Genomic DNA, 25,107 nt, shown 5'->3' on the forward strand with positions numbered 1-25,107 from the left:
GTAGACCAACTTATGCATTCGAAGCATCATGAAGCTTCATGGTAGAATTTAGTTTTGGTGCTCTTGCGTCCATCAACCAGCATTTGGCTTCATGCGTTTTAGATATAGTGGTTATCGTCGGATCGAATTCATCACATACCTCCATTGCGTACGGACAGCGTGCAGCAAATGCACAACCATTAATCAGAGTGGACAAATCTGGAGGTGTACCATCAATTGAAAGTAAGCGCTGTGTTTGGTCTTGATCTAGCTTTGGAACAGATTGTAGCAATCCATGTGTATAAGGGTGCTTAGCATTCGTGAATACGTCTCTTTTCGAACCGTTTTCAACAATTTTACCCGCATACATGACACTTACACGGTCAGAGAACCTTGCAACAACACCAAGGTCGTGAGTAATTAGAATGATTGCCATTCCCATTTTTTCTTGTATTTCTTTTAGTAAATCCAAAATTTCTGCTTGAATTGTAACATCTAAAGCTGTCGTCGGTTCGTCTGCTATTAATAAATCCGGCTCACAAATGATCGCCATAGCAATTACAATTCGTTGTCTCATTCCTCCACTTAGCTGATGTGGGTACTTGTTACAGCAATGAACAGCATTCGGAATACGAACCAGTTCAACTAATTCAACTGCCTGCTTTCTAGCCTCTTTCATCGATATTCCTTTGTGGATGACGAGCACTTCAGCAATTTGATCACCCACTTTCATGGTCGGGTTTAAAGATGTCATTGGATCTTGAAAGATCATGCTAATTTTTGATCCCCTTAGTTTGGCTAGATCCTTTTTATTCATCGTTGTTATTTCTTTTCCATTAAATAAAATGGAGCCTCCTTTTATTGAATTCCCCTTATTAGGGAGAAGCTTCATTAAACTTTTAGCAGTAACGGACTTGCCTGACCCAGATTCACCAACGATTGCTAACACTTCTCCTTTGTTTATATGGAATGTAACTCCTCTTACTGCATGAACAGATCTATCTTTTGTTTTAAAATGAACATGTAAATCCTTCACTTCTAGTAGGTGGTTCATTTTTATCCCCCTTTACTATTTTCTTAGCTTTGGATCAAGGGCATCACGCAGCCCATCACCAAGTACGTTGAAAGCGAACATCGTTAGTGAAATAAATAAAGCAGGAAAAAATAATCTCCAAATTTCCCCTGTGAGTAATGTAACCAACCCTTCTGCTGTCATCGTACCCCAGCTTGCCAAAGGTACGGGAACCCCTAACCCCAGAAAGCTTAATGTAGCTTCAGCAAAAATTGCTCCCGGTACTGACAAGGTGATACTGACAATAATTGGACCCATAGAATTTGGAATAAGATGCTTAAACAGAATTCGAAAGAAGCTAGCACCTAATACTCTAGAAGCCAAGACAAACTCTGACTCTTTCAACCGTAAAATTTCACCACGAACGAGTCGAGCCATTCCAATCCAGCCAGTGGCTGCCATGGCGATAATGATTGTTATCAATCCTGGTTTTAACACAACCATTAATAGAATTGTGATCAGTAGATGCGGTAGTCCGTATAAAACGTCTACAATTCTCATCATGACTTCATCTGTTTTTCCGCCTTTATATGCAGAAATTCCTCCCCAAATGACACCTATTATGAGGTCAATTAACACAGCTGTAATCCCAATAAAGAGGGAGATTCTGGCACCAACCCATGTTCTCGCAAAAATATCTCGTCCTAAATCGTCCGTTCCAAACCAATGGTCTATTGAAGGAGCAAGGTTAGAGTCAAGCAAGGCCTGATCAGAATACGAATAAGGAACAAGGAAAGGACCAACAATGGCCATCGTTATTAATAAGATAATTAAAACTAAGCCTGTCATTGCAAGTCTATTTTCTTTTAAGCGGATAAAAGCATCTTTCCAGAAGGAAATACTAGGTTTGGTATGGACGACTTTATCCACTACTACTCTGTCTTTATACCGAAATAGCTTATCTGGTACAGTTTGCACGGCTAACTCCTGCCTTTCATTAATCGAATTCGTGGATCGATTACACCATAAGCGATATCTACTAGAATGATAAAAAATACTAAAATTGCACTGTAAAATACAGCTGTTCCTAAAATAAGTGGATAATCACGGTCTACTATTCCCTCTACAAAATATTTTCCCAATCCAGGAATACCGAAGATTTTTTCAATTACAAAGCTTCCCGTTAAAATAGTTGCTGTAATGGGACCAAGAATGGTGACAACTGGTATTAACGCATTGCGTAAAACGTGCCGGAAAAGAAATCGTGGACCGGTTACACCTTTTGCAATTGCGGTTTGAATATAGTCCATTGATAGTACTTCTAATAAACTTGAACGTGTCAGACGTGCAATATAGGCCATTGGTGCCATTGCTAATGCAATACTAGGCAAAACTGTATGACTCCACGTCCCCCAAGTTGCGACGGGAAACCATTGTAATTTAACAGCAAAATAGTTAATTAAGATCGTTGCAAATATAAAGCTTGGGACAGAAAGTCCTATGATTGCAATTATCATTGAAAAGTAATCAAGTCCACTATTATGTTTGAAGGCTGATATTATTCCTAGCAAAATACCGAAAAAGGTTGCAAATATAATGGCTTGTAAACCAAGAATAGCGGACACAGGAAACCCAGAGGTAATTAATTCATTTACCGATTGATTTTCCCATTTTATAGATGGACCAAAATCAAATAGCAATGCTCCTTTTAAATATTTCCAATATTGAACCAGAATTGGATCGTTTAGTCCGTAATAGTTCCTTAAATTATCAAGAACTTGTTCAGGTATCCTTGCCTCACTTGTGAAAGGATCACCTGGTATAGCATTCATTAGAAAAAAAGTCAAAGTAATAATTGCGAACAAGGTAATTATGACTCCAAGTAGTCTTTGAAAAAGAAACTGTCTCATAATATATATCCTCCTCATCAGAATGTTTGTGTAATTTAGGGAAGATAAGATAGCTATCTACTAACTGTCAAACCTTTTGATGTATATAAGAATAGTGCTTTGATATGTAGCTAAATAGAAATTGTTGATAGTCAATAAATTGAACGAAAGAAGTGTGTTGATTACACACTTCTTCAGTCAGTTTACTAATTTTTTAATCTACTTTTCTATTCATAGTAAGTAGTAGAACAGGAGACAAATAAATCCCTTTTTAATGCCAAACTATTCTTTATATGCTTCACGATAATCAATTGCTTGAATAGGGAAGCGGATAATTCCCTTGACATTTTCCTTTTGTAAAAAGACGTCTGTTCCATAGTATAGAGGAGCGATCGCCATCGCATCTAGCAAGATTTTCTCAGCTTCGACCATGTATTGTGCACGCTTTTGGAGGTCAACCTCTATGTCTACTTTTGCAATCAGCTCATCATATGAAGGGATAGAGATATTGCTGTAGTTATAAATATCACCTGTTGTGTATTGACCCATTAAGTTACTAGCATCATCATAATCGGCACCAGTGCTGTAGATTGCTAACTCAAAATCACCAGATTTTACAGTTTGAATAAATACTTTCTGTTCCATTGTTTGCAAAGTAATGTCTATACCAAGATTTTGTTTCCACATTTCTTGCATTGCTTGTGTAAGCTTGTTATACGTGTCATTAGTTTGGAATAACAAGGTAGCATTTGGAAAAGATGACAACCCAAGCTCTTCTAAACCTTCTTTAAGTAATTGTTTTGCAGTTTCGACATCATTGTCCTTATATAGTGCATCGCCAGCTAGACTTCTAAACTCACCATCTCCACTTCCCAAGCCAGGTGGAATAAAAGCAAGTGCAGGTGTCTCACCGCCTTGTGTAACTTTATCAACGATTAATTGACGATTTAGTGCGAGTCCTAGAGCTCTTCTAATCTTTTCATTTCCAAACAATTCAGTGTCATAGTTGTAGCGTAAATAATACGTTCTTGCTTGTGGTGCATTTTTTGCTTCACCAGATGCAATCAAATCACTTTTTATACCATTAGGGAAATTATTGGATACATCTAGCTCGCCTGATTTATACATTCCATATTCAGTATTTTGCTCATTCACCATTACCCATTTTAATTCTTCAAGCTTCACAACGTCGGCTGCCCAGTAGTTTTCATTTGGTACCATAACAATTTCCTGTCCATGATCCCAGCTTTTTAGCTTAAACGGTCCATTAGATACAAAAGAGTCAGCCTCAGTCGCCCATTTTGGATTTGACTCTGCTACTTCCTTATTTATTGGAAGTACACTAAAGAACGATGTCAATCCTAAGAAAAATGATGTAGGTTTCTCTAATGTTACTTCAAAGGTGTTGTCATTAATAACCTTCATTCCAAGCTGTGTTGGATCGGTCAATTCCCCGCTGTTATACAGCACTGCGTTTTTAATAAAGTATAAGTTGCTCACTAATGGTGCAGCAGTTTCAGGTCTGAGTGTCCGTTCCCATGAATAAAAAAAGTCTTCGGCTGTAACAGGATTCCCGTTTGACCATTTCGCATTTTCGTTTAAGTAAAATGTATACACAAGACCATCATCGGAAATATTCCATTCCTTTGCTACCCCTGGAACGGCTTTTCCACTTTCATCTAAACGAACAAGTCCTTCAAACAATTGGTTTGCAATTTCTCCAGCCATTCTATTATCAATCAATGGTGGATCCAAACTAGGTGGTTCAGTTAAGGCATTCACAGTAAGTGTTTGTTCTACTCCTGCATCTGTGGAATCTGGTTTCTCATTTTCATTGTCCTTACCACTTGATTTTTCCGAGCTGCAAGCAGAAATAAGGATCGTTGCAGCTAATAGTACCAATACTATTAAACTTTTACGTGTAAATTCTTTCATTTTTCTCCCCCTTGTCAATGTAAAATGTTAATGTGATTAATTACGAAACCAACTCCTTTTTCGTTTACTTGGAATATTGTTAAAAGGGATCACTACCAAATCAAGGTAATAAACTCCTTTTTCACCAAATACAAATTTCAATTTCATAATAAATAGCATTTTTAAAATATTTAGAATTATTTTTATTTTAAAATTATATTATCCATATGTCAATGTCCAATCGTTATTTCTTAATTTCTCTATCAATGTATTTTGTAAATCACTACGTAGGCACTTGGTAAACGCATTGCTCGAAAATCACCGTTTTGTAGTAAGGGAGAGGATGGGCCTATAGGGCGATGGCCCGATCTTTTTGGGGTTAAAGATATTATAAAATTTTTCCTTGTGGATATCTTTTAGGTAAGGTTTACGACGTCCATCACAAGCGTCTAGCCCCCCGAGGTCTCTTCATCCATTCTGCTTGAGGCAACACTAAAGAATGCTGAGTGAGCATAATCTTCGTTGAAATAATGCTTTAGCATTTTTGGAGCCTCCTCGTCAGGGTTCCAGCGCTTGTCTTTTATTGTTCAATTAATATCGCACGAACAGGACTTCCATCTGCTTCTTTTAGCGGAAGTGGGAGAGCGACTAACTGGTACACCCCTTCATCAACGGAATCTAGCACAATCCCCTCTAAAATATGGATATCATGTCCTAGTAGACTATGATGTGCAGGTAGATCCTTACTATCAAGTACATCAACTGAAGGAACATCAACACCAAGTAACTTAATTCCTCTGTCAGCTAAAAATGGTGCAAGATCTGGGGACAATGACGGTATTGAACTTGGAAACTCACGCCGATTATTCCAAGAATTAGTTCTAATTAAAAGCTTTGTTACTCCTTCAAAGTTTGTACCATTAAAGTGATCAGGAGTAATTGTTTCTACGTTACTTACCTGTATCACTTTTGCCTCTCCTATGTATCGTTCGAGGTCAAGTTCAATCACTTTTTTACCTTCATTATCAAAATGAAATGGTGCATCTATATGAGTGCCTGTATGTGTACTCATTTCAATTTTGCCAACATTAACTGAACCAGATTCTTGTTTCGTCCAACTTAGTCGAAACGAAAATGGCGTATCACCAGGCCATACAGGAATATCAGAGTGAAGAACTTGTGATATATCTATTATTTTCATAATTAATTTCCAACTCCTAGTAAGTATTCATACTTTTTTACATTCGAGGTATTTACAAAAATACCTTCTTCTTCCTTGCTTAAAGTTATAAATAACAAAAAATTTGCATTTTTATTAAATGATGCCTTCAATGAAAATAATTAAATGAAAGTACCCTTTTTAATGTTAAAATAGGAAAAAACAAAGAACTATAGGAAGGATGACCGTAAGTGGAACACCTTATTAATAAAAGAGTAAAAAGTATTGAGATTTCCGGTATTCGCAAATTTTTTAACTTGGTTGCCGACTACGATGATGTTATCTCTCTTACAATTGGACAACCAGATTTTCATACACCAGACCATGTTAAACAAGCAGGTATTAATGCTATTCAAGAAAATTACACTACATATACTCATAACGCTGGATTTTTTGAACTAAGAGAAGCTGCCTGCCACTTTTTACAGACTAACTATTCACTTTCATACAATCCTGAAAACGAAGTCATTACTACCACTGGAGCAAGCCAAGCAATTGATATTGCTTTTAGGACAATCCTAGAGGAAGGCGCTGAGGTAATCCTACCCGGACCTGTTTATCCTGGCTACGAACCAATCATTACCCTTTGTGGGGCAAAGCCTGTCTATGCGGATACGAGAAAAAATGGGTTCCGATTAACAGCAGATTTAATTAAAAAGCAGCTGTCCGAGAAGACTCGTTGTGTTGTCATACCCTATCCATCAAACCCTACAGGAGTTACCCTTTCTAAGGATGAACTAGCAGACATTGCCGCACTTTTAAAAGACAAAGATATTTTTATCCTGTCTGATGAAATTTATAGCGAGCTAGTATTTGATGGATCCCATCATTCTATTGCTACATTACTTAGAGATCAAACAATTGTCATTAATGGGTTATCAAAATCACATTCAATGACCGGCTGGCGTGTGGGCTTTGTCTTTGCCCCACAATCAATTACAAAGCATATGCTAAAAGTTCATCAATACAATGTATCATGTGCTACATCTATCAGCCAAAAAGCAGCATATGAAGCATTAACGACTGGAATAGCTGATGCACTTCCAATGAAACAGGAATATATGGAACGTTTAAATTATGTGTATCAGCGCTTAACAGCCATGAATATTGAAGTAGTTAAACCAAACGGAGCGTTTTATTTATTCCCTTCAATCGAAAAATTTTCACAATCATCCTTTGAATTTGCGATGACACTTGTTAAAGAAGCTGGCGTTGCGGTCGTACCTGGAAGCGCCTTTTCTGACTATGGCGAAGGCTATGTCCGTCTAAGCTATGCTTATTCAATGGATACACTCAAAAAGGGACTTGATCGTTTAGAACAGTTTTTAAAGTGAATCAGTACGGTCTTACTCTTACTCTTACTCTTAAACTTGTGGTTAAATGAAAAGCCATTGGACTAAATCAATGGCTTTTTACTCTTGCTATTTCTTAGCTATTGATTACCAATAGGGAAATAACTCTGTATCTCTTTCAACATAAAATCAAATTGGTCTTTGTCATCAAATTCATCTGAATTCCAATTCGTTAATACCCACGATACTAAGGCCTCAGGTGTGTTAAAAAATTCACCGCTTGAGTCAGCTTTACGAACCGTATAGCGACCATTGTCCTCATCAATTGTGACTTCACAAGGATAAACATTCCCTTTACACTTTAATGAAAACTCCATTATGACACACCCTTTCATCCTGTCATTTTTACTAGTTTATAAAGAGTTTAGTTCTTTAAGAACTAAATTTTTCAATGAAATTTTCTTGTTCTGTTTATCTTCATTGTTTTTTAGTAGTAAAAAGAAGACCATCGACAAATGCTACATCAATGGTCTTTGTTAGACTTTGTATTTTTGTGATATAAAGGTAATAAAAGTTTAAATGTAGTACCTTTATTTAAAGTGCTTGAAACAGTTATCGTGCCCTGATGATTTTCAATAATTTTATAGCTTACCATCAGTCCCAACCCTGTACCCTTTTCTTTTGTTGTATAAAATGGTTCGCCAACTTTAGTTAGTAATTCCTCTGGAATACCTATTCCTTCATCTCGAACGATAATTTCTACATTTCCGTCCGAAATTGCTGTTGTAATAGTAATAGCACCCCCATCAGGCATCGCATCAATTCCGTTTTTTATTAAATTTATGAATACTTGTTTTAACTGATTTTCGTCACACATGATCAGCAGTTCTTGTGTAGAAAAATCAAGTTGGATTTGAATGTTTCGAAGTATTGCTTGTGTATCTAGCAGAGTAGCTACATCTTTTAAAACCGATTGTATATTAGTACAACAAAATTGAACTTCAGTTGGTTTTGCAAGAACGAGCAGCTCACTTAAAATAAATTCAATTCGATTTAATTCTGAATCAATACTTTCATAATACTGTGGTTTTTGCTCGGTTTGTAAAAGCTGAAAGAAGCCTTTTATCGCAGTTAGCGGATTTCTAATTTCATGGGCAATACCGGCAGCCAACTGACCAGCAATTGATAGTTTTTCAGATTTCAACATCAATTCCTCTGCTTGTTTGCGGTCTGAAATATCCCGAATGATTATTTGAACAGCTGGTTCACCGAAGTATGTTGTCGGTAAACAAATTTGTTCTGCATATAACTCTCTACCAGCTAAGGTCAACCATGATTGTTTTTTTAGCTTAACTTCCTTCTTTTCAACCAAAACAGTTTTTATCATTTCATTCATTCTAGTATGATCACAAGAATCTAAAAACGTAAAAATATCCTTCCCAAGCATGTCAGTATAGCTTTTTGCACCAAACATCTTCACACCTGATTCATTAATAAAAACCCATTTACTTTCAAAAACAACAGCTATCATATCAATTGAATTATGTACAATTTTTTGATAGCGTTCTCTACTTTTTTGAAGGATATCTTGAAAGCTTTTTCTTGATGAAATATCATCTAAAACAAAATATTCATAATGATTATTATTTATAAAGGTAGAAAGCAATCGAACTTCTACATCAATGATAAAATCATCAAGCCTTTTCCACTTTTCTTCATTGACTCCTACCTGGCGTCCACCATCTTGGATTGAATGGATTCGTTTTTCTATTACACTATGAAATTGTTCAAGTGCAAAATCGTAGATTGTATGGCCTATTATTTGTTCCTTGTCTTTTGCACCTAGTAACCTTTTGGCAGCCTCGTTTACATAAATCACCTTACCGTACTTTGCTAGAATAACTGCAAATGGTGATACTTCCACTAGTGTTAAAGCATCAGCATTAAATAGGAGCATTTCAAAGGATGACATTTCAGGCTTATTATTTTTATGTAATATTTCTAGTTTAGGGGCTGATATACGTTTACGGTCATCTTCCATATCAATAAACGTAATCTGAAATAGAATTTCTTCTATTTTATCAAAATGGGACTTTTTCACCGTGTCTATTTTACCACTGACCCAATAAAAATTTCCATTTTTATCTTTCATTCTAAATGCACAAGGTACCTTTTCTGTATTCTTAAAAAAGTAGCTTTCTACTAAAAACTGGTCATCTTCATGAATATAGTTTTTAATGTATGAACCAATGACCTCAGTTTGCTGGAATCCTAGTAATTCTTCACAGCCTGATGATATGTACAAAACCTTACCACTTAACGTTACTGTTAGGATTATATGTATTGAATTACTCTCTGGATCGGAATGATTTAAACAATTCAATTTCTTTGATGCTGCTTTTAATTCTTGGCTCATTGGTTTAACTACCCACCTTTATATATCATAGGCTCTTAACAACACTTATATTACTACCTTAGTTTAGAAAATTTAATCAAGCTATAGGAATTAATGCTTATTTTGCTAGAGTTTTTTAGGAAATAAAAAGGACCTAGGATATAAGTCCCAGCCCTTTCTATTTCAATCGTTTAATTTTTAATATCAACTGATTTTTTTGAAAATAGTGTTTTAGCATTATGGATAAACAATTTATCAATCGTTCCTTCTGTGATCCCTTTTTCCCTTAGTTGGGGAATGATATTTTCAAAGAGATGGGTTGGCTGCCAGTTTGCCATGATTTCTTGAATTGGTGCAGGTATTATTGGAGGGCGCCCTAACCACACATTAACTGTATCATGTGAAAGCATAATTTTGTCCTCATAGCCTTCATTTAGCAATGCTAAAAGCGTTTCTACTCTATCTTTATCAAATGGAGTACCTACCATTCCTTGGATACCAAAGCGATCAAAAGCAATATTAACTCCTGTTGCTAGTGTTCTTTTATGGTAGGAAGGTTCGGTATTGCCACACATATGGCCAATTACTATTTTACTTGGATTTACTCCAAGCTCAACTAACAATTGTGCTTGCTCTGGTCCCATTGTTCCTTCTTGAGTATGAGTTACTATGATCGCACCTGTTTCCTTTTGAGCTCTTGCTCCTGCTCTAAAAAACATTTGCTCATATTCTGTAATGACATCTTTACTGCTTGCCAATTTAATAATGCCTGGCTTGATTCCTGTATCACCAATGCCCTCTGTCAGTTCCTTCATGAACATTTCATAAATCTCTTGTTCGGCTGTCCCTAGAGCCTGGCGGAATTTAAAGTACGGTGTTGCCCCTTCTCCCTCATAATAATAGCCAGTTCCACAAATAATCTGAAGTCCTGTTTGTTCTGAGAGTTCACGAAGGAATTCTGGATTTCTACCACATTCATTAGGAGTAGGATCAACCACAGTTCTAACTCCATAGCTCATTAGTTGCATAGCAATTGTAACTCCTACTTCCATGGCTTCTTTCTTATTGAATCCACCAAGTGTGCTATCCCCTTGAAATCCAGGATATCCAAATATAAAGTGTTCGTGAATTAATGTTTTACCCAATTGGTCTACTTCAATAGGGCCTGTTACCGTTTCAATTGTTTCAGTCATCCCATTCACCCCTTAATTTTAGTTAATTCTTCTTCCTGCAGTTTTCGCCATAGAATTTTCCCGCTACTTGTTGTGGGGAAGGTTTTTTTAAATTCTATGTTTCGTGGATATTTATAGGCAGCCATTTGTTCCTTCGACCATGCGATTATTTCTTGTTCAGCAATTTTCCCCTCATAGTTAGTTTGTAATATGATAAATGCTTTGACTGTTTCACCTCTTCTTTCGTCAGGTACTCCTACAACACACGCTTGTTGGACAGCGGGGTGTTTATATAAAAGCGATTCAACCTCGGTTGGCCAAACTTTATAGCCTGAAGCGTTAATCATTCGTTTTACACGATCAACGATAAAAAAGTACCCTTCCTCATCCACTCTAGCAATATCACCTGTTCTAAAAAAACGCTTCCCACCAATTTTCATGAAGGAACTTCTATTTTCGTCCTCTCGATTATAGTAGCCTTTAAATAGCTGTGGGCCATTAACAACAATTTCGCCTATTTCTCCAGTATCTACTTCCACTAAACTTACAGGATCAATTATTCTAGCATCCACATCAAATGATGGAATACCCAGACACTGCAACTTCGGTCGATCTGGTGGATTAAAATGTGTTTGTGATATCGTTTCTGATAAACCATAACCTTCAACAAAACGTAAGCCTGTCAAGTTAAATAATTTCTCTCCAACAGCTTCAGGGAGAGGGGCTCCTCCACCAGAAATGCCAGAAAGTGATGAAATATCATAATTTGATAGGGTTGGATTTGATAGGAAATCAATCAACATCGTACTTATATTGACCCAATGAGTAGTTTTCGTATGTTCAATTATTTTTGCAGCATATTCTCGGTCCCAACGGGTCATCACAACCACTGTCGCTCCAGAGTAGATTGGAGCAAGCATACTATGGACCATTCCAGTAACATGGAATAATGGTAAAGTCATTAAACAAACCGCATCAGAAGTCCCATTCATCCAGTGGTAGGCACTCACTACATTTGCCTGGACTGTTTCGTTTGTATGAATACACCCTTTAGGCAATCCAGTTGTCCCTGAAGTATATGGGAGCACGGCGATATCAGTTGATTTTCCTTTATTTTCTCTGGGTACGTACCTGGCATCTAAGCAATCATTCCAAACAAAATAAGTAGACTGTGCAAATGTTAACCTAGGACAGCTTACTTCTTGAGGAAGACTGCCATCTTGCTCACTTGTACCAACATAATCAGAGTAAGCAGCAACTATTACGTCTTTTAATGGCGTTGTTGTTAAGAGTGGCTCAACTCTTTCAAACAGTTCTTGACCGACCAAAGCATGTTTTACAGCACAATCCTTCACGTAAAAAGCTAGTTCTTCTGATGTATTCATAGGGTTAATAGGTACAACAACAGCTCTTAAGCGTATGATTGCATGAAAGGCGATTATAAATTGGGGTGAATTTTGCATAAATAAAAGAACATGTTCACCTGCTTTAACACCCATTTTATGTTCAAGATAACCCGCAAGCGAGATTACATCTTCATACAACTCACTGTAGGTGATTGTTGTTCCATAATAGTTCAGTGCCTCTTTTGAAGGATACCTCCTGGCTGACACTTCAAAATTATCGAACAACGTTGTTTTGGGCACAGTTAATGTTTTGGATAACCGTTTAGGCCAAAATTCAAAATGATTTTGATTCATTATTTCACCTCGTCTTTCACTTTTGCTTCAAACACTCCTCTTAAAGAATTTCCTACATGCTCAACTGCTACTTTACCTTGATCAAGAAGTGCAAACATACTAACAAAACCATGAATCATACCGTCATAGCATTTATATTCAGTTTCAACTCCAGCCCCAGACAAAGAATCAGCATATGCTTTACCTTCATCACGAAGTGGATCAAATCCTGCAGTAATGATTAATGCTCGCGGCAAATCACGTTTATCCTCAATTTGTAATGGTGCAGCAAGCGGATTTCTAACATCTTCGGGACCATTTAAATAACAATCTCTAAACCAGTTCATAGCAGATTTTGTTAAAAAATATCCCTCTGAAAACAATTGATAAGATTCTGTATTTCCGAAATTGGTTGCGGGATATAGGAGTACTTGATAAGTTATACTTGGTGCACCTTCTTGCTTAGCAAGATAAGAAACGGCAGCAGCTAAATTTCCACCGGCACTATCGCCACCCACAGCTAATCTCGAAGAATCAACATTAATGGACCCAGCATTTTCATATACCCATTTCGTTGCTGCAAACGCATCATTTACGGCAGTTGGAAATTTATGTTCTGGCGCTAGGCTATAATCAACAGAAACAACCACACACTGGGCTGTATTTGCAATTTCTCGACATAGAGGATCATGACTATCTAAGTCTCCAATAACCCAGCCACCGCCATGAAAATAAACAAGTACAGGAAGTGGTCCTTCTCCTTTTGGTGTATATATTCTAATGTCAATATCACCATTAGCCCCTTCAATTGTTTTATTTTCAATTTTGTAAACTGGTATTTCTGGTACACCATAACGTAACCTCTCTTGTGAAACTCCAAAGGCCTCACGAGCGAGTTTTGGAGAGAGAGTTTCCAATGCAGGTGCTCCTGCTGCAGCCATCATATCAAGTAATACTTTCGCTTGTGGATCTAATGTCATTTAAATACCCCTTTCCCATCTTTACTTAGTGCTCTCCTACAAAACTCTTAATTTTGTCTTGTAGGAGAACATATTCTTTTTATTCGCCGCCAATATTCACAAATTCACCGTTTTCAATTGCTGCTACAGAAGGCTTCCAGTTAAATCTACCGTTATCTAAACCAGTAAGATGCCATACCATTTGCTCATCTTCTAGAGCATCAATTCCAGCTTCAACATTTTCCATAATTTTCTTAGGATCTGAGACAGTACCTGCTGCTTGCATTGCCTTTACTAAGACATGTAATGTTTGATAGTTAAACGCACCTTCAGCTGTTGGGATTCTACCAAACTCTTCTTCATACTTAGCTCTAAACGTTTGACCACCAGGAGCATCACTTATATAAATAGGCATTGTTCCTACTGCTCCCTCAAATAAATCGTAACCACCAAGGACTGGCTCCATTTCTTCAAATTTTGCTTGGTCCATGATCATAAAGCCACCTTTAAAGCCAAGCTCACGTGCTTGTTTAATAACTAGTGCTGTCGGTTGTGATGGTCCACCAACGAATAATACATCTGGGTTTTTACTCAACGCGTTTGTAACAATTGTGAAAAAGTCAGTATCTTTACTAAAGTCAATCGATCCCTCGAATACCACTTCTCCCCCATTTTCTTCCCATACTGGAACAATTGTTTCTGTCCAGTCTTTTCCATACTGAGTAGCCGTAGGTAATACGGCTAACTTCTTCCCAAAACGCTCCATCTGATATTTTGTAAATGGCTCTGGGTAAGCACTATAAGCAGGTGGAATACTAAGTGTTAAAGGATTATTCTGGTCTTGTACCTTTGGCTCACTCGTATAAGCACTGATTATAAAGTTTTCTTGCTCATTAAACACTTGGGTTGCGAAAATACCGCCACTATGAGGTACGAAAATAATAGGTGTCTGATTTTCCTGAACGAGTCTTCTTGCGTTTGTTGCCGTTTCATTCGGTAAGTATTTGTCATCTAGTTTCACTACATTAATTTTATAAGTCTCTCCATTCACTTCAAACCCTGTTTCATTGATTTCATCGGCCGCCATCGTTACACCACTAAGTGTGTTTTCTCCATAAAAGGCTGCTGGTCCGCTTAATGGGCCACTAAACCCGATGTTTACAACTTTCGCTTCGGTTGTTGCAGGTTCTTCTTTTTCTTCTTCTGTAGGTTGAGGATCATTTGTCGCTGGTGATGCTGGTGTATTTGTACCACTAGAACAAGCTGCCAGCATTAAAATAAAGACTAGAAACAGTACGAATGAAAATAATTTTTTCATTTGGTTTCCCCCTTTTAATTAGGTATCAAGTAAAGATTACGCAACTCTAAGAAGTTGAAAAAAGACAGGATCACCTCCTTAGTAGTAAGGATTAAAGATTTATGCACCAATATATGCTTTCCTTACTTGATCATTATTAAATAGCTCCTCCTTAGACCCAACAAGAACAATTCTTCCGTTTTCAATAACATAGCCACGGTTTGAAACCTGCAGGGCTGCATTTGCATTTTGTTCTGCTAACAATACTGTCGTACCTTTCTCATTTATTTGTTGAATAATCGTAAACATTTGTTCAACAATTAAAGGGGCAAGCCCTAGAGAAGGTTCATCAAACATTAATAATTTTGGATTTGACATTAATGCACGGCCTATCGCTAACATCTGTTGTTGTCCACCACTTAAAGAACCTGCAGGCTGGTTTCGCTTATCATGCAAAATTGGAAACAGCTCATAAACTTGTTCTAATTCCTGTTTTAAAAGTGCTTTGTTTCTTCGATACACATAGCCACCCATTTTCAAATTTTCATAGACGGACATATCAGAGAATAATTTTCTTCCTTCAGCGCACTGCACGATTCCTTTGTGAACTAGCTTATGGGGAGACTTGCCGCCTATTTGCTCATCAATAAAGTGAATTTCCCCATTTTCTGGTTTTGAAAGTCCTGATATCGTGCGAAATAAAGTACTTTTACCAGCCCCATTTGCACCTAATAAAACAACGAGTTCTCCTTGGTTTACCTCCATATTTATATCCTTTAAAGCTTGAAATTGACCATAGTTTACAGAAACATTAGCTAGTTTTAGCATTTTTGCTACCTCCTAGATATGCTTCAATGACATGTTCATTGTTTTTAATTTCTGAAGGTGTTCCTTCCGCAATTTTTTTGCCATGATTTAAAACCATTATTTTATTTGCTAGATTCATAATCATTTGCATTTTGTGTTCAATGAGGCAAATTGTTACACCATGCTTCGCCATTTTTTCAATTAATTCTGCTAATCCGTCAGTTTCATCAGGGTTAACACCTGCAGCCGGTTCATCAAGTAAAACTAGTTCTGGACTTGTCGCTAAGGCTAATGCAAATGCGACCCTTTTTTGGGCCTCCTGTGAAATCAGTCCGATTGGTTCATAGGCTAAATGAGACACTCCAACGAAGTCTAATGCTTCTACTGCCTTATCTAGACATTCTTGCTCTTCACGTTTTTCACGCTTTGTTCGAAAAATCGCATCGAAAATACCAGATTTCGTACGTAAACGATTTCCGATTATCACATTATCTAGCACGGTAGCCTGAGAAAAAAGATTGGTTGTCTGAAAGGTTCTACCAATTCCTAATTTAGCAACCTTATTTGGTGAAAGCTTTGTAATATTTTCACCTTTGAACGTAATATTTCCTGAAGTCGGAGGATGAAAGCCACTTATTAAATTGAAAAAAGTAGACTTTCCAGCTCCATTTGGACCAATAATTGCAGTTATTTTCCCTTTCTCCACTTCAAGGTCCACATCATGGACCGCCGTTAGACCGCCGAAGGATTTTGTGAGGTTTTCTATTTTCACTAACATTATCCGGCCTCCTCTATGTTTGAGTTAACATTTTTAACCTTTTTAGACTTTTTTCGATTGAGATAATGTTTTAAATCAACATAACCTCCAACCAGACCTCTAGGGTAAAAGAGCATAATTAAGACAACAATCGGTCCGAATAAAACCATTCGATATTCCTCTAAGAATTGCAGTGATTGCGTTAGCCATACAACTAAGAAAGTTCCTAATATCGGCCCTGTAAGTGTACCAATTCCACCTACTAGCAAGTACAATAGCAATTCAAATGTGACCGTAATTGCTGAAATATCTGGTCCAATAAATCGAATAAATGATGAATACAAAGCTCCAGCAAGTCCCGCAAAGAATGAGGATAATGCAAACGCAAGCAGTTGGTTTTTCATAATAGAAATTCCAATTGTCCTTGCCAGTTCTTCACTATTCCTAATCGCAACCAAAGTTCTCCCGAATAAGGAATGAGCAATTCTCTTTACAATGAAGATTGTAAGTATTAAAAAGAATAGAACTAAGTAATATTGTGAAACGATGTTTGTAAATGTGATTGGACCAATAGCATCTGGTGATGGAATCCCAATTAATCCACGAACACCACCTGTTAAATCGTCCCATTTATCAATAATCAAATAAATAATAACTCCTACACACATCGTATAAATTGCAAAAAAGTGACTTCTTGTTCGTAAAGCAACTATTCCAACTAGTAGGCCTGCAACCCCAGATATAAGACAGGCTAATGGAAAGGCTAGCCAAAAGTTCATACCTGCTTTAACCGTAAGTAATCCTAAAGAATATGCACCAATTGCGAAAAAACCTGCATGAGCGAGTGACAATTGGCCAGTGTATCCGGAAATAATATTCAATCCATAAACCGCAATTGACCAAATAAACACGAGAATCATAACTTGATTATAGTAATTATTTTGAGTAACCAACGGGAATAGAATGGCTAATACTAACAAAATCAAAAGGACGTTTTTATTAGAAAATACTCTCCCCATTAATGAACCCCCTTAGAAAATAATCCAGTTGGTTTTACCGTCAAAATAACAACTAATAGCATGAATGCAATGATGTCTTTGTAATCATTAGAAAGATAGGTAGCACCAAGACTTTCTGACAAGCCAAGTAAAAATCCTCCTACGATTGCTCCAGGTATACTCCCCATACCGCCAATAATAATGATGACAAATGCTTTCATAATAACGAGATTACCCATTGTTGGAAAAACGAGATTGATAGGTGAAGCAAGCGAAGCTGCTGCTGCAGCTAAACCTCCAGCAATTGCAAAAGTTAACATAGCAACTTGATTTGAGTTAATTCCTACTAAAAATGCGCCTTCACGATTTTGAGCCATCGCAATAATTGAAGCGCCTACCATCGTACGTGTAAGGAACAAATGAAGAGCAACCATTAGAATGATCGCAGCAATAATGATTAATATCCTTTGAACAGTTACCGTTAAGCCGAATACCGTAACAATATCCTCGTATGGTGAAGGCATTCGTCGATATTCTGTTCCCCATACTAATTGGGCTAGTGATTCTAAAAACATCAGGATCCCAATTGCAGCCACCATAACTCTCATGGGATTAAGATTTCCAAGCTTTTGAAAAACAAACCTCTCACATAAAATGCCAATTAAGGCTACTAGTATAATAGAGAGAAACATGGCAATCCAGTAATTCATACCAGCATTTGTCATAAGAAGTAACGTAAAATACGCACCAATCATGTAAAATGCGCCATGAGCAAAATTCGGAACATGCAATATTCCAAATACTAATGTAAGTCCTAATGCAACAAGACTGTAAACGCTTCCAATGGTTAGGCCATTTAACAGTTGTTGAAATAATAGCTCCATTCTTTCACTCCTCGCAGATTAATTTAAGGATAATTTGAGAATACCCCAGTTACCTAACTGAGTATTTTTTATATTCAGTTAATTTTAAGCGTCCCTTTGTCTTTTTTACTTTTTTCTAGTGCGGCTACTTGATAATACACAATAATTGCTATTAAACAAATAATGATGTGCAGACTGAAAGTAGAGCCATACTCTATATAAATGCCCTTCCAAAATGGAGCAAACTGTATAGCTTGGTTTGAAAATGTGTCTAGCAGAAGTAAGAAAAGCGCAGGGCGCCCGCCTATCGGCGACAAGCATAAGACAAGCAGGCTGGAAGGTTGTTCTTTACCTTCCGGACGGATTGGCTTATGACCTCGAGTCGATGGCGCCCGGAGCTAGACACTAAAACTTGGTACAAATTTTTATACTTTCTTATCTTTTAAGAAAAGCGCAGAGCGCCCATGCGCTTTTCTTAGCTAATCAGAATTTATATCCATAAATTCTAAAACGTATAAGTGCAACTACGCCTCTGTCTTCGCCCTTTGGGCTCGCCACTCGGCGAGTTTTCTTTAAGGTACTAAGATTAGTTTTCCTTTTGTTTTTCTTCCTTGAAGTAGTTCATGAACAGATGCTGCCTCTTCTAATTTGTACACGCCGCCAATAGTTAGCTTTAACTGACCATTCTTTACATATGATAAAAGCTCCTGTAAGCTTGCCTGAAATAGGGAAGGCTTTCTCATTATTTGTGGTAAGAAAAAGCCTATAACTGACTGATTCTTTGCCATTAATGATGATGGGTACAGCCTGCTTTGCTCACCACTAGCAACACCATAAATAACAATCCTCCCAAATGGTGCGAGGCAAGCTACTGTTTTCTGAAAGATATCACCACCAGCCATTTCGAGGGCAACGTCAACACCTTTTCCATTTGTATAAGCAAGGACCTGTTTTTCCCAGCCTTCTGTTGTGTAGTTAACTAGTTGATCAGCTCCAAGCTCACTAGCTAAAGCCAGCTTTTCATCTGAACTAGCTGTTGCAATCACTGAACCCGCTCCAAATAACTTCGCAAGTTGAATAGCAATTGTCCCAACTCCCCCAGCAGCTGCGTGAATTAACACAGTTTCGCCCTTTTCAATTCTCCCCATCGTTTTTAAAATGTGATAAGCACTTAACCCTTGTAGTGGAAGAGCAACTGCATAATTAAAGTCTACTCCTTCGGGTAAAGGAATTAACGAGCGTTCATGAGCAACTGCATAGTCCGCATAGCCATTAGAATCGATTAGGGTAACTACACGTGTTCCGACTTTAACTGAAGTTACATTCTCACCTACTTCAACAATCACACCAGCAACCTCTGCACCTGGAATAAAAGGCAATGGTGTATTTATAACATATTGACCTTCTCTTCGTGCTGTATCTGCATAATTTACTCCTACTGCTTTCACTTCTATCAGTACTTCATTTGCATTTGGTGTTGGTCTTTCAACCTCAACAAATCTTAGAACTTCTGGTCCACCAAATTCAGTTAATTGAATAGCTTTCATGAATTTCATCTCCTTTATTTCCCTTTAAAAATCGGTCTTCTTTTTTCTTTAAAAGCTGTTACACCTTCAAGGTGGTCCACTGTTTGCACCATTAATGTTTGCGTAATTCGTTCTTGTTCAAGAATTTCATCAAGACTTGCTACAAACGATTGATCAGCTATTTTTTTAATCATCCCATATGCTTTACTTGGTCCAGCAGCTAGTTTAGTAGCAAGCTTCATTGTTCCTTCCTGTAAGCCTTCCGCTTGGAATAAATAATTTACAATTCCATATTCATTTGCAGTTTTTGCAGTAATAGGTTCTCCACTAAAGAATAATTGTTTTGCGCGATACGGTCCTATCATTCTTGGAAGGAAATACAATCCGCCACCATCTGAAATCAACCCTACCTGTGAAAAACTTAACGCAAATTTACTATCTTCAGCTGCAACGATAATGTCACACGCTAACGCTAAGTTAAAACCAGCACCCGCCGCAAAGCCATGTACAGCAGCAATTATTGGTTTTTCAAGTTTCTTCATCGCTAGAATACATTCATTCAATTTTCCAATATGATCATATACTTGAACAGGAGAAGCTTCCCCCATTGTTTTTACATCTCCACCTGCTGTAAAGGACCTACCAGCTCCAGATAAAACAACCACTCGAATTTCGTCATTTTCGCCAGCAGCTTTAAAGGCCTCCGTTAGTCCTAAAATCATCTCTGGACTAAATGCGTTTAAGCTATCTGGACGATTTAAGGTGAGTGACAACACTGGACCTTGGGCGGATACGATTAAATGTTCGTTCGTCATAAGTTACCTCCTTGATTATCGTTTTAATTGTGAAAACTACTCGAAAATAACATACTGCTATTTCCCGTTTTTTTTTAAATTTTATTTTATTAGCCAACCACCATCTGCTAGCACATCTGAACCAGTCATATAAGATGCCTCCTGAGAAGCCACGAATGTAATAATATTTGCAATCTCCTCCGGCCTTCCAACACGTCTTAATGCCGTACTTCTCTTAATCGCTTCTACGAAATGCTCATTTTGCAGACCCTGTTCTGTTAAAGGGGTCTCAACAAATCCCGGTGAAACAGAATTCACCCGAATACCATGTGGTGCTAATTCAAGCGCTAAAGCCCTAGTAAAATTGATAACAGCTGCTTTAGCCGAACTATAGTGTGGTATATGGGATCCCGCTTTATGTCCAGATAACGAAGCAATATTTACGATTGAACGGTCTCTTCGCTCATCATCACTTTCTTTATTACTTGCATCGACCATTACCTTTCCAAGTGCCTTAGAAACAAGAAATACGCTTTTCAGATTGGTTTCTTGAACTAAGTCCCAATCTTGAGAGGTTGTTTCAAGTATTTTTGATTGCAAAGACCCACCAGCATTATTAACAACTATGTGTAAATTCCCATAATTGCCTTCTATAAAGGCGGCTAGTTCATTAACATCCTCTTCACTTGTTACATCAGCAACAAATAGGTCAGCCGTTGGTATTTTACTGGTTTCATTAATTTTATTTGCCACTCTTTCAAGCTTTGATCTTGTTCTGCCAACCAAGATTACCTTAGATCCCTCATTCGCAAGACGAATCGCAGTATATTCGCCAATCCCACTACCTGCTCCAGTTACTACAGAAACGGTTTGTGAAAATCTTGTCATTTTACATCCTCCCTTACATTACGAAAGCTTAAGGTGAACACTAATTGGTATATAGTTCTGTCTGGGCTAATACTTCTGCAATCTCTCGGTTATACTTGGCAGCTCCTTCATTTTGGAAGCGACTTAAATTTTTAATAATAAGTCCTATTGTTTGTTGCAGTTTAACTCCTTCTATTGCAGTTGTTACTAGCTTTCTAGCAGACACTTCAACTTCTAATACCACATCATTAATAAATGCAATCGCCAATTTTTCTTTAAAAACTTCTTTTTCCAGTCCATTTTTATTGATTGCCTTTAGAGAACGAAGTACCACAGATTCGGCAGCAAATAGATTAATTGCGATGTCTGCTAACTTCATTAGAGCTTCTTGTTCGTCTTGAAGACTTGCACCATAGGCCTCATATACAACACCTGCACAAAGTAGGAAAATTCGTCTAATCGACGCTACTGCTTCAAGCTCCCTAGCTAGTGGACCATCAAAGTTTGTTTTTGGTTCTTGTAGTTCGAGCACTGCTTTTTGAACCACTTCCTCTAAATGTATTTCTCCTTTTACCGCTTTTCTAAACAAATGTGTAGGAATTAGTAATCGATTGATTTCGTTTGTTCCCTCAAATATACGATTGATTCTAGAATCCCTGTACATTTGTTCAACTCTGTATTCTTTAATAAAACCTGCCCCACCATGCAGCTGAAGAGCCTCATCTGCAACTTGATCTAACGTTTCTGAGCCATACACTTTACAAATCGCACACTCTGTTGCATATTCCATCATTCTTTTACCTACTAATTCCAGATCAGTAGAATCGTATAAATCACCTAAGGCGTCCTCTATCAAATGAGCAGTACGATATTGGATTGATTCTGCCGCATAAATTCGTGACGCCATTTTCGCTATTTTTTCTTTTGTAGCTCCAAATTCTGCGATAGCCTTCCCAAACTGTATCCGCTCATTTGTGAATTTTAATGCTAAATGAAGGCCATATTTACCTGCACCCATACAAGCTGATCCTAAGTTAAACCGACCAAGGTTAAGAACATTTAATGCTATAACATGACCTTTACCTACCTCTCCAAGTAGGTTATCTACTGGTACTATGCAATCTTCAAAGATCACAGATCTAGTTGAAGAGCCTTTAATGCCCATTTTCTTTTCTTCTGGACCTAGTGACAATCCTGGAAAGTCCTTTTCAACAATAAATGCAGTAAATTTAGTTCCATCTACTTTTGCATATACGATAAAAGTGTCTGAAAAAACTGCATTTGTAATATATAACTTTGTTCCGTTTAATAGATAGTGAGTACCCTCTTCATTCAATCTAGCCGTTGTTTTAGCTGCAAGAGCATCTGAACCTGAGCCAGGCTCGGTTAAACAATACGCTCCTAGATATTCACCAGAAGCAAGCTTGGGTAGATATTTCGCTTTTTGCTCTGGTGTACCAAAGTAAGTAATTGGAAGTGTCGCTATACATGTGTGGTTTGAATGTGCAACCCCATATCCGCCTGCTCTTCCAATTACTTCGCCAACTAAACCTTTGCTTATCTTATCTAATCCCAAACCACCATATGCCTCAGGGATACTATGTGCCAGAAGACCAAGGTCTCCTGCTTTATGAAGTAGCCTAACTACTCTATTAAAATCTTGATTTTCAATCGCTTCATTATAGGGATCTACTTCTTTTTCAATAAATTGCTTTGCCGTAGAAGCAATCATTTTATGTTCATCTGTAAAATCCTCAGGAGTAAACAATTGATCTACTTCTAGTTCTGTGAATAAAAAGGTAGCACCTGCAACATTCGTTCTTGTTTTCTCCACTTCTAATCTCCTCCTATACAACAACTTTGCCTTTAGATAAATAAGGTACGATAGGTAAAAATCCGTGTTTTCCAACAAATTGAACTTCTTCTTCAAACCCATATTTTGAAAGCATTTGCCCAACTCGAGAGGTGAGTAATACTTCATCACTTTTCTGATGGTTTCCCCTATAAAAGAGTAAGGCAGACAATGCTGCGTCGGTTAAATTCCACTGGTTATCAGCGTTATTAAGTAAGCAATCAAGGAAATACCCTGCACCATAGAAATCTTCAATACAAAACTCTCCACCTGAACCCGAGCAAATTACAACAAGCGTTTCATCTTTATGTAGTCTATTGATTGTGTCTGCTACTGCACTTCCATTTAGAAGTGAGCAGATATACACCTTTTTTGCTTCGGATGCTTTATTAATCGCAACTGTTCCATTTGTAGTTGATAGTATCATTGTCTTGTCTTTAATATGTTCTTTAAGCTTTAGTGGGTTTGGGTCAAGAAATCCTTCAATTGTTACACCTTCATACTCGCCTACCAAGGCGTAACTATCTCTGATTCTACCTTCCGCCTCTTTTTTCGCAGCTTCACCATTTAAGACTGGAATGACTTCTTTTGCTCCAAAATATAGCCCAGAGGTTATCGTCGATGTAGCTAGAAGTACATCAAATACGACAGCGATTTTATTATCCTTCATTTTTTCTTCATCAATTTCTTCCTTCTTCATGAGAAGATGGAGTTTTGGCATGGTAAGCACCCTTTCAAACTAGCTATGAGATTGATTCACACCACACCCTTAATAAGATGCCTGCAATGCATATTGAATTAAACTTTTAACAGTGTGATTAAAATGAGCAAACCGTTTATCATTTGTTTGGCCTTTTTTATATCGATAGTAAATTTGCTGACAAATTACAGCTAGCTTAAAGTAAGCAAAGGTTAAATAAAAATTTATTGTTGATACATCTCTGCCACTCTTTTTTGCATATTCTTCGATAAATTCAGTTCGTGTGTAAAATCCATCATTTACTGTTACAGGTGGTTTACCTAAACCGCGTTTTAGCAAGTCTGGGTCATCGGCTTGAATCCAGTAACTCATTGTAGCGCCTAAATCAACAAGTGGATCACCTATTGTTGTCATTTCCCAATCAAATAATCCAACCATTTTCGTTAAGTCCTCTGAAAACATTGCATTATTAAGTTTAAAATCATAATGAATGACCGTTGGGGTAGGAGATGCAGGGATATTATTTACCATCCATTTTTTAAGCTTCTCAACTTCAGGTATCTCATCGGTTATCGAACGTTCATATCTAGAAATCCACCCATGAACTTGTCGTTCCATAAAGCCATTTGGCTGACTGATTTCTTTTAATCCTGTCCTAGAATAATCAATATCATGTAGCTGAACAAGCGTATCAACCATTGTCTTTGAAATTTTTCTACACACTTCATGTGTTGGTTCAATGTGTTCTGGAAAACTTGTATCTAACACAATCCCATTCTTACGCTCCATGATAAAAAACGGACTGCCTACTATATTAGTGTCATCGGAAAAAAGAAAAGGTTTTGGAGCTAGTGAAAAAACAGGGTATAGCTCTGAAATAATTCTAAACTCCCTGTTCATATCATGTGCCTTTGGTGCAACAGGCCCAAGTGGCGGGCGTCTAAGAACAGCTGTCCATTCACCAATCGTTAATTGATAGGTTAAATTAGAATGCCCTGCTCCAAATTGTTCGATCGTAAGGTCCCCTGAAGGCAAATCTACTATTTGTTCTCTTAGGAAATTTTCAAGAATTGCTGTATCTAATTCTTCCCCCTTACGAACAGGAATTGTATCTTTTACATTATTTGTCATCAATA

Annotated in this window: 22 protein-coding genes; 1 reads left to right on the forward strand and 21 read right to left on the reverse strand. The window is 37.4% G+C overall.

The genetic code is table 11. From position 1 onward, the window contains the following. Positions 1-10: 10 nt before the first annotated feature. The 5 genes from PY093_RS01585 to kynB form a co-directional block, all read right to left on the reverse strand. On the reverse strand, positions 11-1,033 hold the full coding sequence (locus PY093_RS01585) for an ABC transporter ATP-binding protein (protein ID WP_275644100.1): 1,023 nt from the start codon (positions 1,031-1,033) through the stop codon (positions 11-13). 15 nt (positions 1,034-1,048) lie between these two features. After that, positions 1,049-1,969: an ABC transporter permease gene (locus tag PY093_RS01590; protein WP_275644101.1), complete on the reverse strand. Its 921-nt coding sequence runs from the start codon at positions 1,967-1,969 to the stop codon at positions 1,049-1,051. A 2-nt stretch (positions 1,970-1,971) separates the two neighbouring features. Then, complete coding sequence (locus PY093_RS01595) at positions 1,972-2,901, reverse strand: ABC transporter permease (RefSeq protein WP_275644102.1); 930 nt, start codon at positions 2,899-2,901, stop codon at positions 1,972-1,974. 261 nt (positions 2,902-3,162) lie between these two features. Further along, on the reverse strand, positions 3,163-4,815 hold the full coding sequence (locus tag PY093_RS01600; RefSeq protein WP_275644103.1) for a peptide ABC transporter substrate-binding protein: 1,653 nt from the start codon (positions 4,813-4,815) through the stop codon (positions 3,163-3,165). Between the two features lie 559 nt (positions 4,816-5,374). After that, positions 5,375-5,995, reverse strand: a complete 621-nt coding sequence (kynB, locus tag PY093_RS01605) for an arylformamidase (RefSeq protein WP_275644104.1) — start codon at positions 5,993-5,995, stop codon at positions 5,375-5,377. Between the two features lie 209 nt (positions 5,996-6,204). Between kynB and PY093_RS01610 the strand changes: the two genes are divergently transcribed. Next, positions 6,205-7,347: an aminotransferase A gene (locus tag PY093_RS01610; protein ID WP_275644105.1), complete on the forward strand. Its 1,143-nt coding sequence runs from the start codon at positions 6,205-6,207 to the stop codon at positions 7,345-7,347. A 98-nt stretch (positions 7,348-7,445) separates the two neighbouring features. Here PY093_RS01610 and PY093_RS01615 read toward each other — a convergent pair whose 3' ends face one another. The 16 genes from PY093_RS01615 to PY093_RS01690 all read right to left on the reverse strand — a co-directional run bounded on the left by PY093_RS01615 (position 7,446) and on the right by PY093_RS01690 (position 25,102). Beyond that, complete coding sequence (locus PY093_RS01615) at positions 7,446-7,682, reverse strand: hypothetical protein (RefSeq protein ID WP_275644106.1); 237 nt, start codon at positions 7,680-7,682, stop codon at positions 7,446-7,448. A 146-nt stretch (positions 7,683-7,828) separates the two neighbouring features. After that, on the reverse strand, positions 7,829-9,721 hold the full coding sequence (locus tag PY093_RS01620; RefSeq protein ID WP_275644107.1) for a PAS domain S-box protein: 1,893 nt from the start codon (positions 9,719-9,721) through the stop codon (positions 7,829-7,831). Between the two features lie 170 nt (positions 9,722-9,891). Further along, the gene (locus tag PY093_RS01625) at positions 9,892-10,893 is read right to left on the reverse strand and encodes a phosphotriesterase family protein (RefSeq protein WP_275644108.1); all 1,002 of its coding nucleotides are present in this window, start codon (positions 10,891-10,893) and stop codon (positions 9,892-9,894) included. A 5-nt stretch (positions 10,894-10,898) separates the two neighbouring features. Beyond that, positions 10,899-12,572 (reverse strand): long-chain fatty acid--CoA ligase, encoded by a 1,674-nt coding sequence (locus PY093_RS01630; RefSeq protein WP_275644109.1) that lies wholly within the window; start codon positions 12,570-12,572, stop codon positions 10,899-10,901. Continuing rightward, entirely contained in the window at positions 12,572-13,531 is a 960-nt protein-coding gene (locus tag PY093_RS01635) for an alpha/beta hydrolase (RefSeq protein ID WP_275644110.1), read from the reverse strand. Before PY093_RS01635 ends, PY093_RS01630 begins: the two co-directional genes overlap by 1 nt. 79 nt (positions 13,532-13,610) lie before the next feature. Further along, on the reverse strand, positions 13,611-14,828 hold the full coding sequence (locus tag PY093_RS01640) for an ABC transporter substrate-binding protein (protein ID WP_275644111.1): 1,218 nt from the start codon (positions 14,826-14,828) through the stop codon (positions 13,611-13,613). Positions 14,829-14,927: 99 nt separating this feature from the next. After that, positions 14,928-15,635, reverse strand: coding sequence for an ABC transporter ATP-binding protein (locus PY093_RS01645; RefSeq protein ID WP_275644112.1), 708 nt, complete (start codon positions 15,633-15,635; stop codon positions 14,928-14,930). Further along, entirely contained in the window at positions 15,619-16,392 is a 774-nt protein-coding gene (locus PY093_RS01650) for an ABC transporter ATP-binding protein (protein WP_275644113.1), read from the reverse strand. Before PY093_RS01650 ends, PY093_RS01645 begins: the two co-directional genes overlap by 17 nt. Then, positions 16,392-17,390 (reverse strand): branched-chain amino acid ABC transporter permease, encoded by a 999-nt coding sequence (locus PY093_RS01655; protein WP_275644114.1) that lies wholly within the window; start codon positions 17,388-17,390, stop codon positions 16,392-16,394. The genes PY093_RS01650 and PY093_RS01655 overlap by 1 nt, the downstream gene beginning before the upstream one ends. Beyond that, entirely contained in the window at positions 17,390-18,253 is an 864-nt protein-coding gene (locus tag PY093_RS01660; RefSeq protein ID WP_275644115.1) for a branched-chain amino acid ABC transporter permease, read from the reverse strand. Before PY093_RS01660 ends, PY093_RS01655 begins: the two co-directional genes overlap by 1 nt. Before the next feature lie 551 nt (positions 18,254-18,804). Continuing rightward, entirely contained in the window at positions 18,805-19,779 is a 975-nt protein-coding gene (locus PY093_RS01665; protein ID WP_275644116.1) for a quinone oxidoreductase family protein, read from the reverse strand. 14 nt (positions 19,780-19,793) lie between these two features. After that, positions 19,794-20,573, reverse strand: coding sequence for an enoyl-CoA hydratase/isomerase family protein (locus PY093_RS01670; protein WP_275644117.1), 780 nt, complete (start codon positions 20,571-20,573; stop codon positions 19,794-19,796). An 81-nt stretch (positions 20,574-20,654) separates the two neighbouring features. Next, positions 20,655-21,440, reverse strand: coding sequence for an SDR family NAD(P)-dependent oxidoreductase (locus PY093_RS01675; RefSeq protein ID WP_275644118.1), 786 nt, complete (start codon positions 21,438-21,440; stop codon positions 20,655-20,657). Positions 21,441-21,480: 40 nt separating this feature from the next. Next, a complete protein-coding gene (locus PY093_RS01680; RefSeq protein ID WP_275644119.1) occupies positions 21,481-23,253 on the reverse strand; it encodes an acyl-CoA dehydrogenase family protein in 1,773 nt (590 codons plus the stop codon). 13 nt (positions 23,254-23,266) lie between these two features. After that, positions 23,267-23,992 carry a 2-phosphosulfolactate phosphatase gene (locus PY093_RS01685; protein ID WP_275644120.1) on the reverse strand — a complete coding sequence of 242 codons (726 nt, stop codon included), beginning with the start codon at positions 23,990-23,992 and terminating at the stop codon, positions 23,267-23,269. 48 nt (positions 23,993-24,040) lie between these two features. After that, positions 24,041-25,102, reverse strand: coding sequence for a phosphotransferase family protein (locus PY093_RS01690; protein ID WP_275644121.1), 1,062 nt, complete (start codon positions 25,100-25,102; stop codon positions 24,041-24,043). Positions 25,103-25,107 lie beyond the last annotated feature (5 nt).

This window comes from Cytobacillus sp. S13-E01 (assembly GCF_029193815.1).
Taxonomy (GTDB): domain Bacteria; phylum Bacillota; class Bacilli; order Bacillales; family Bacillaceae_L; genus Bacillus_BV.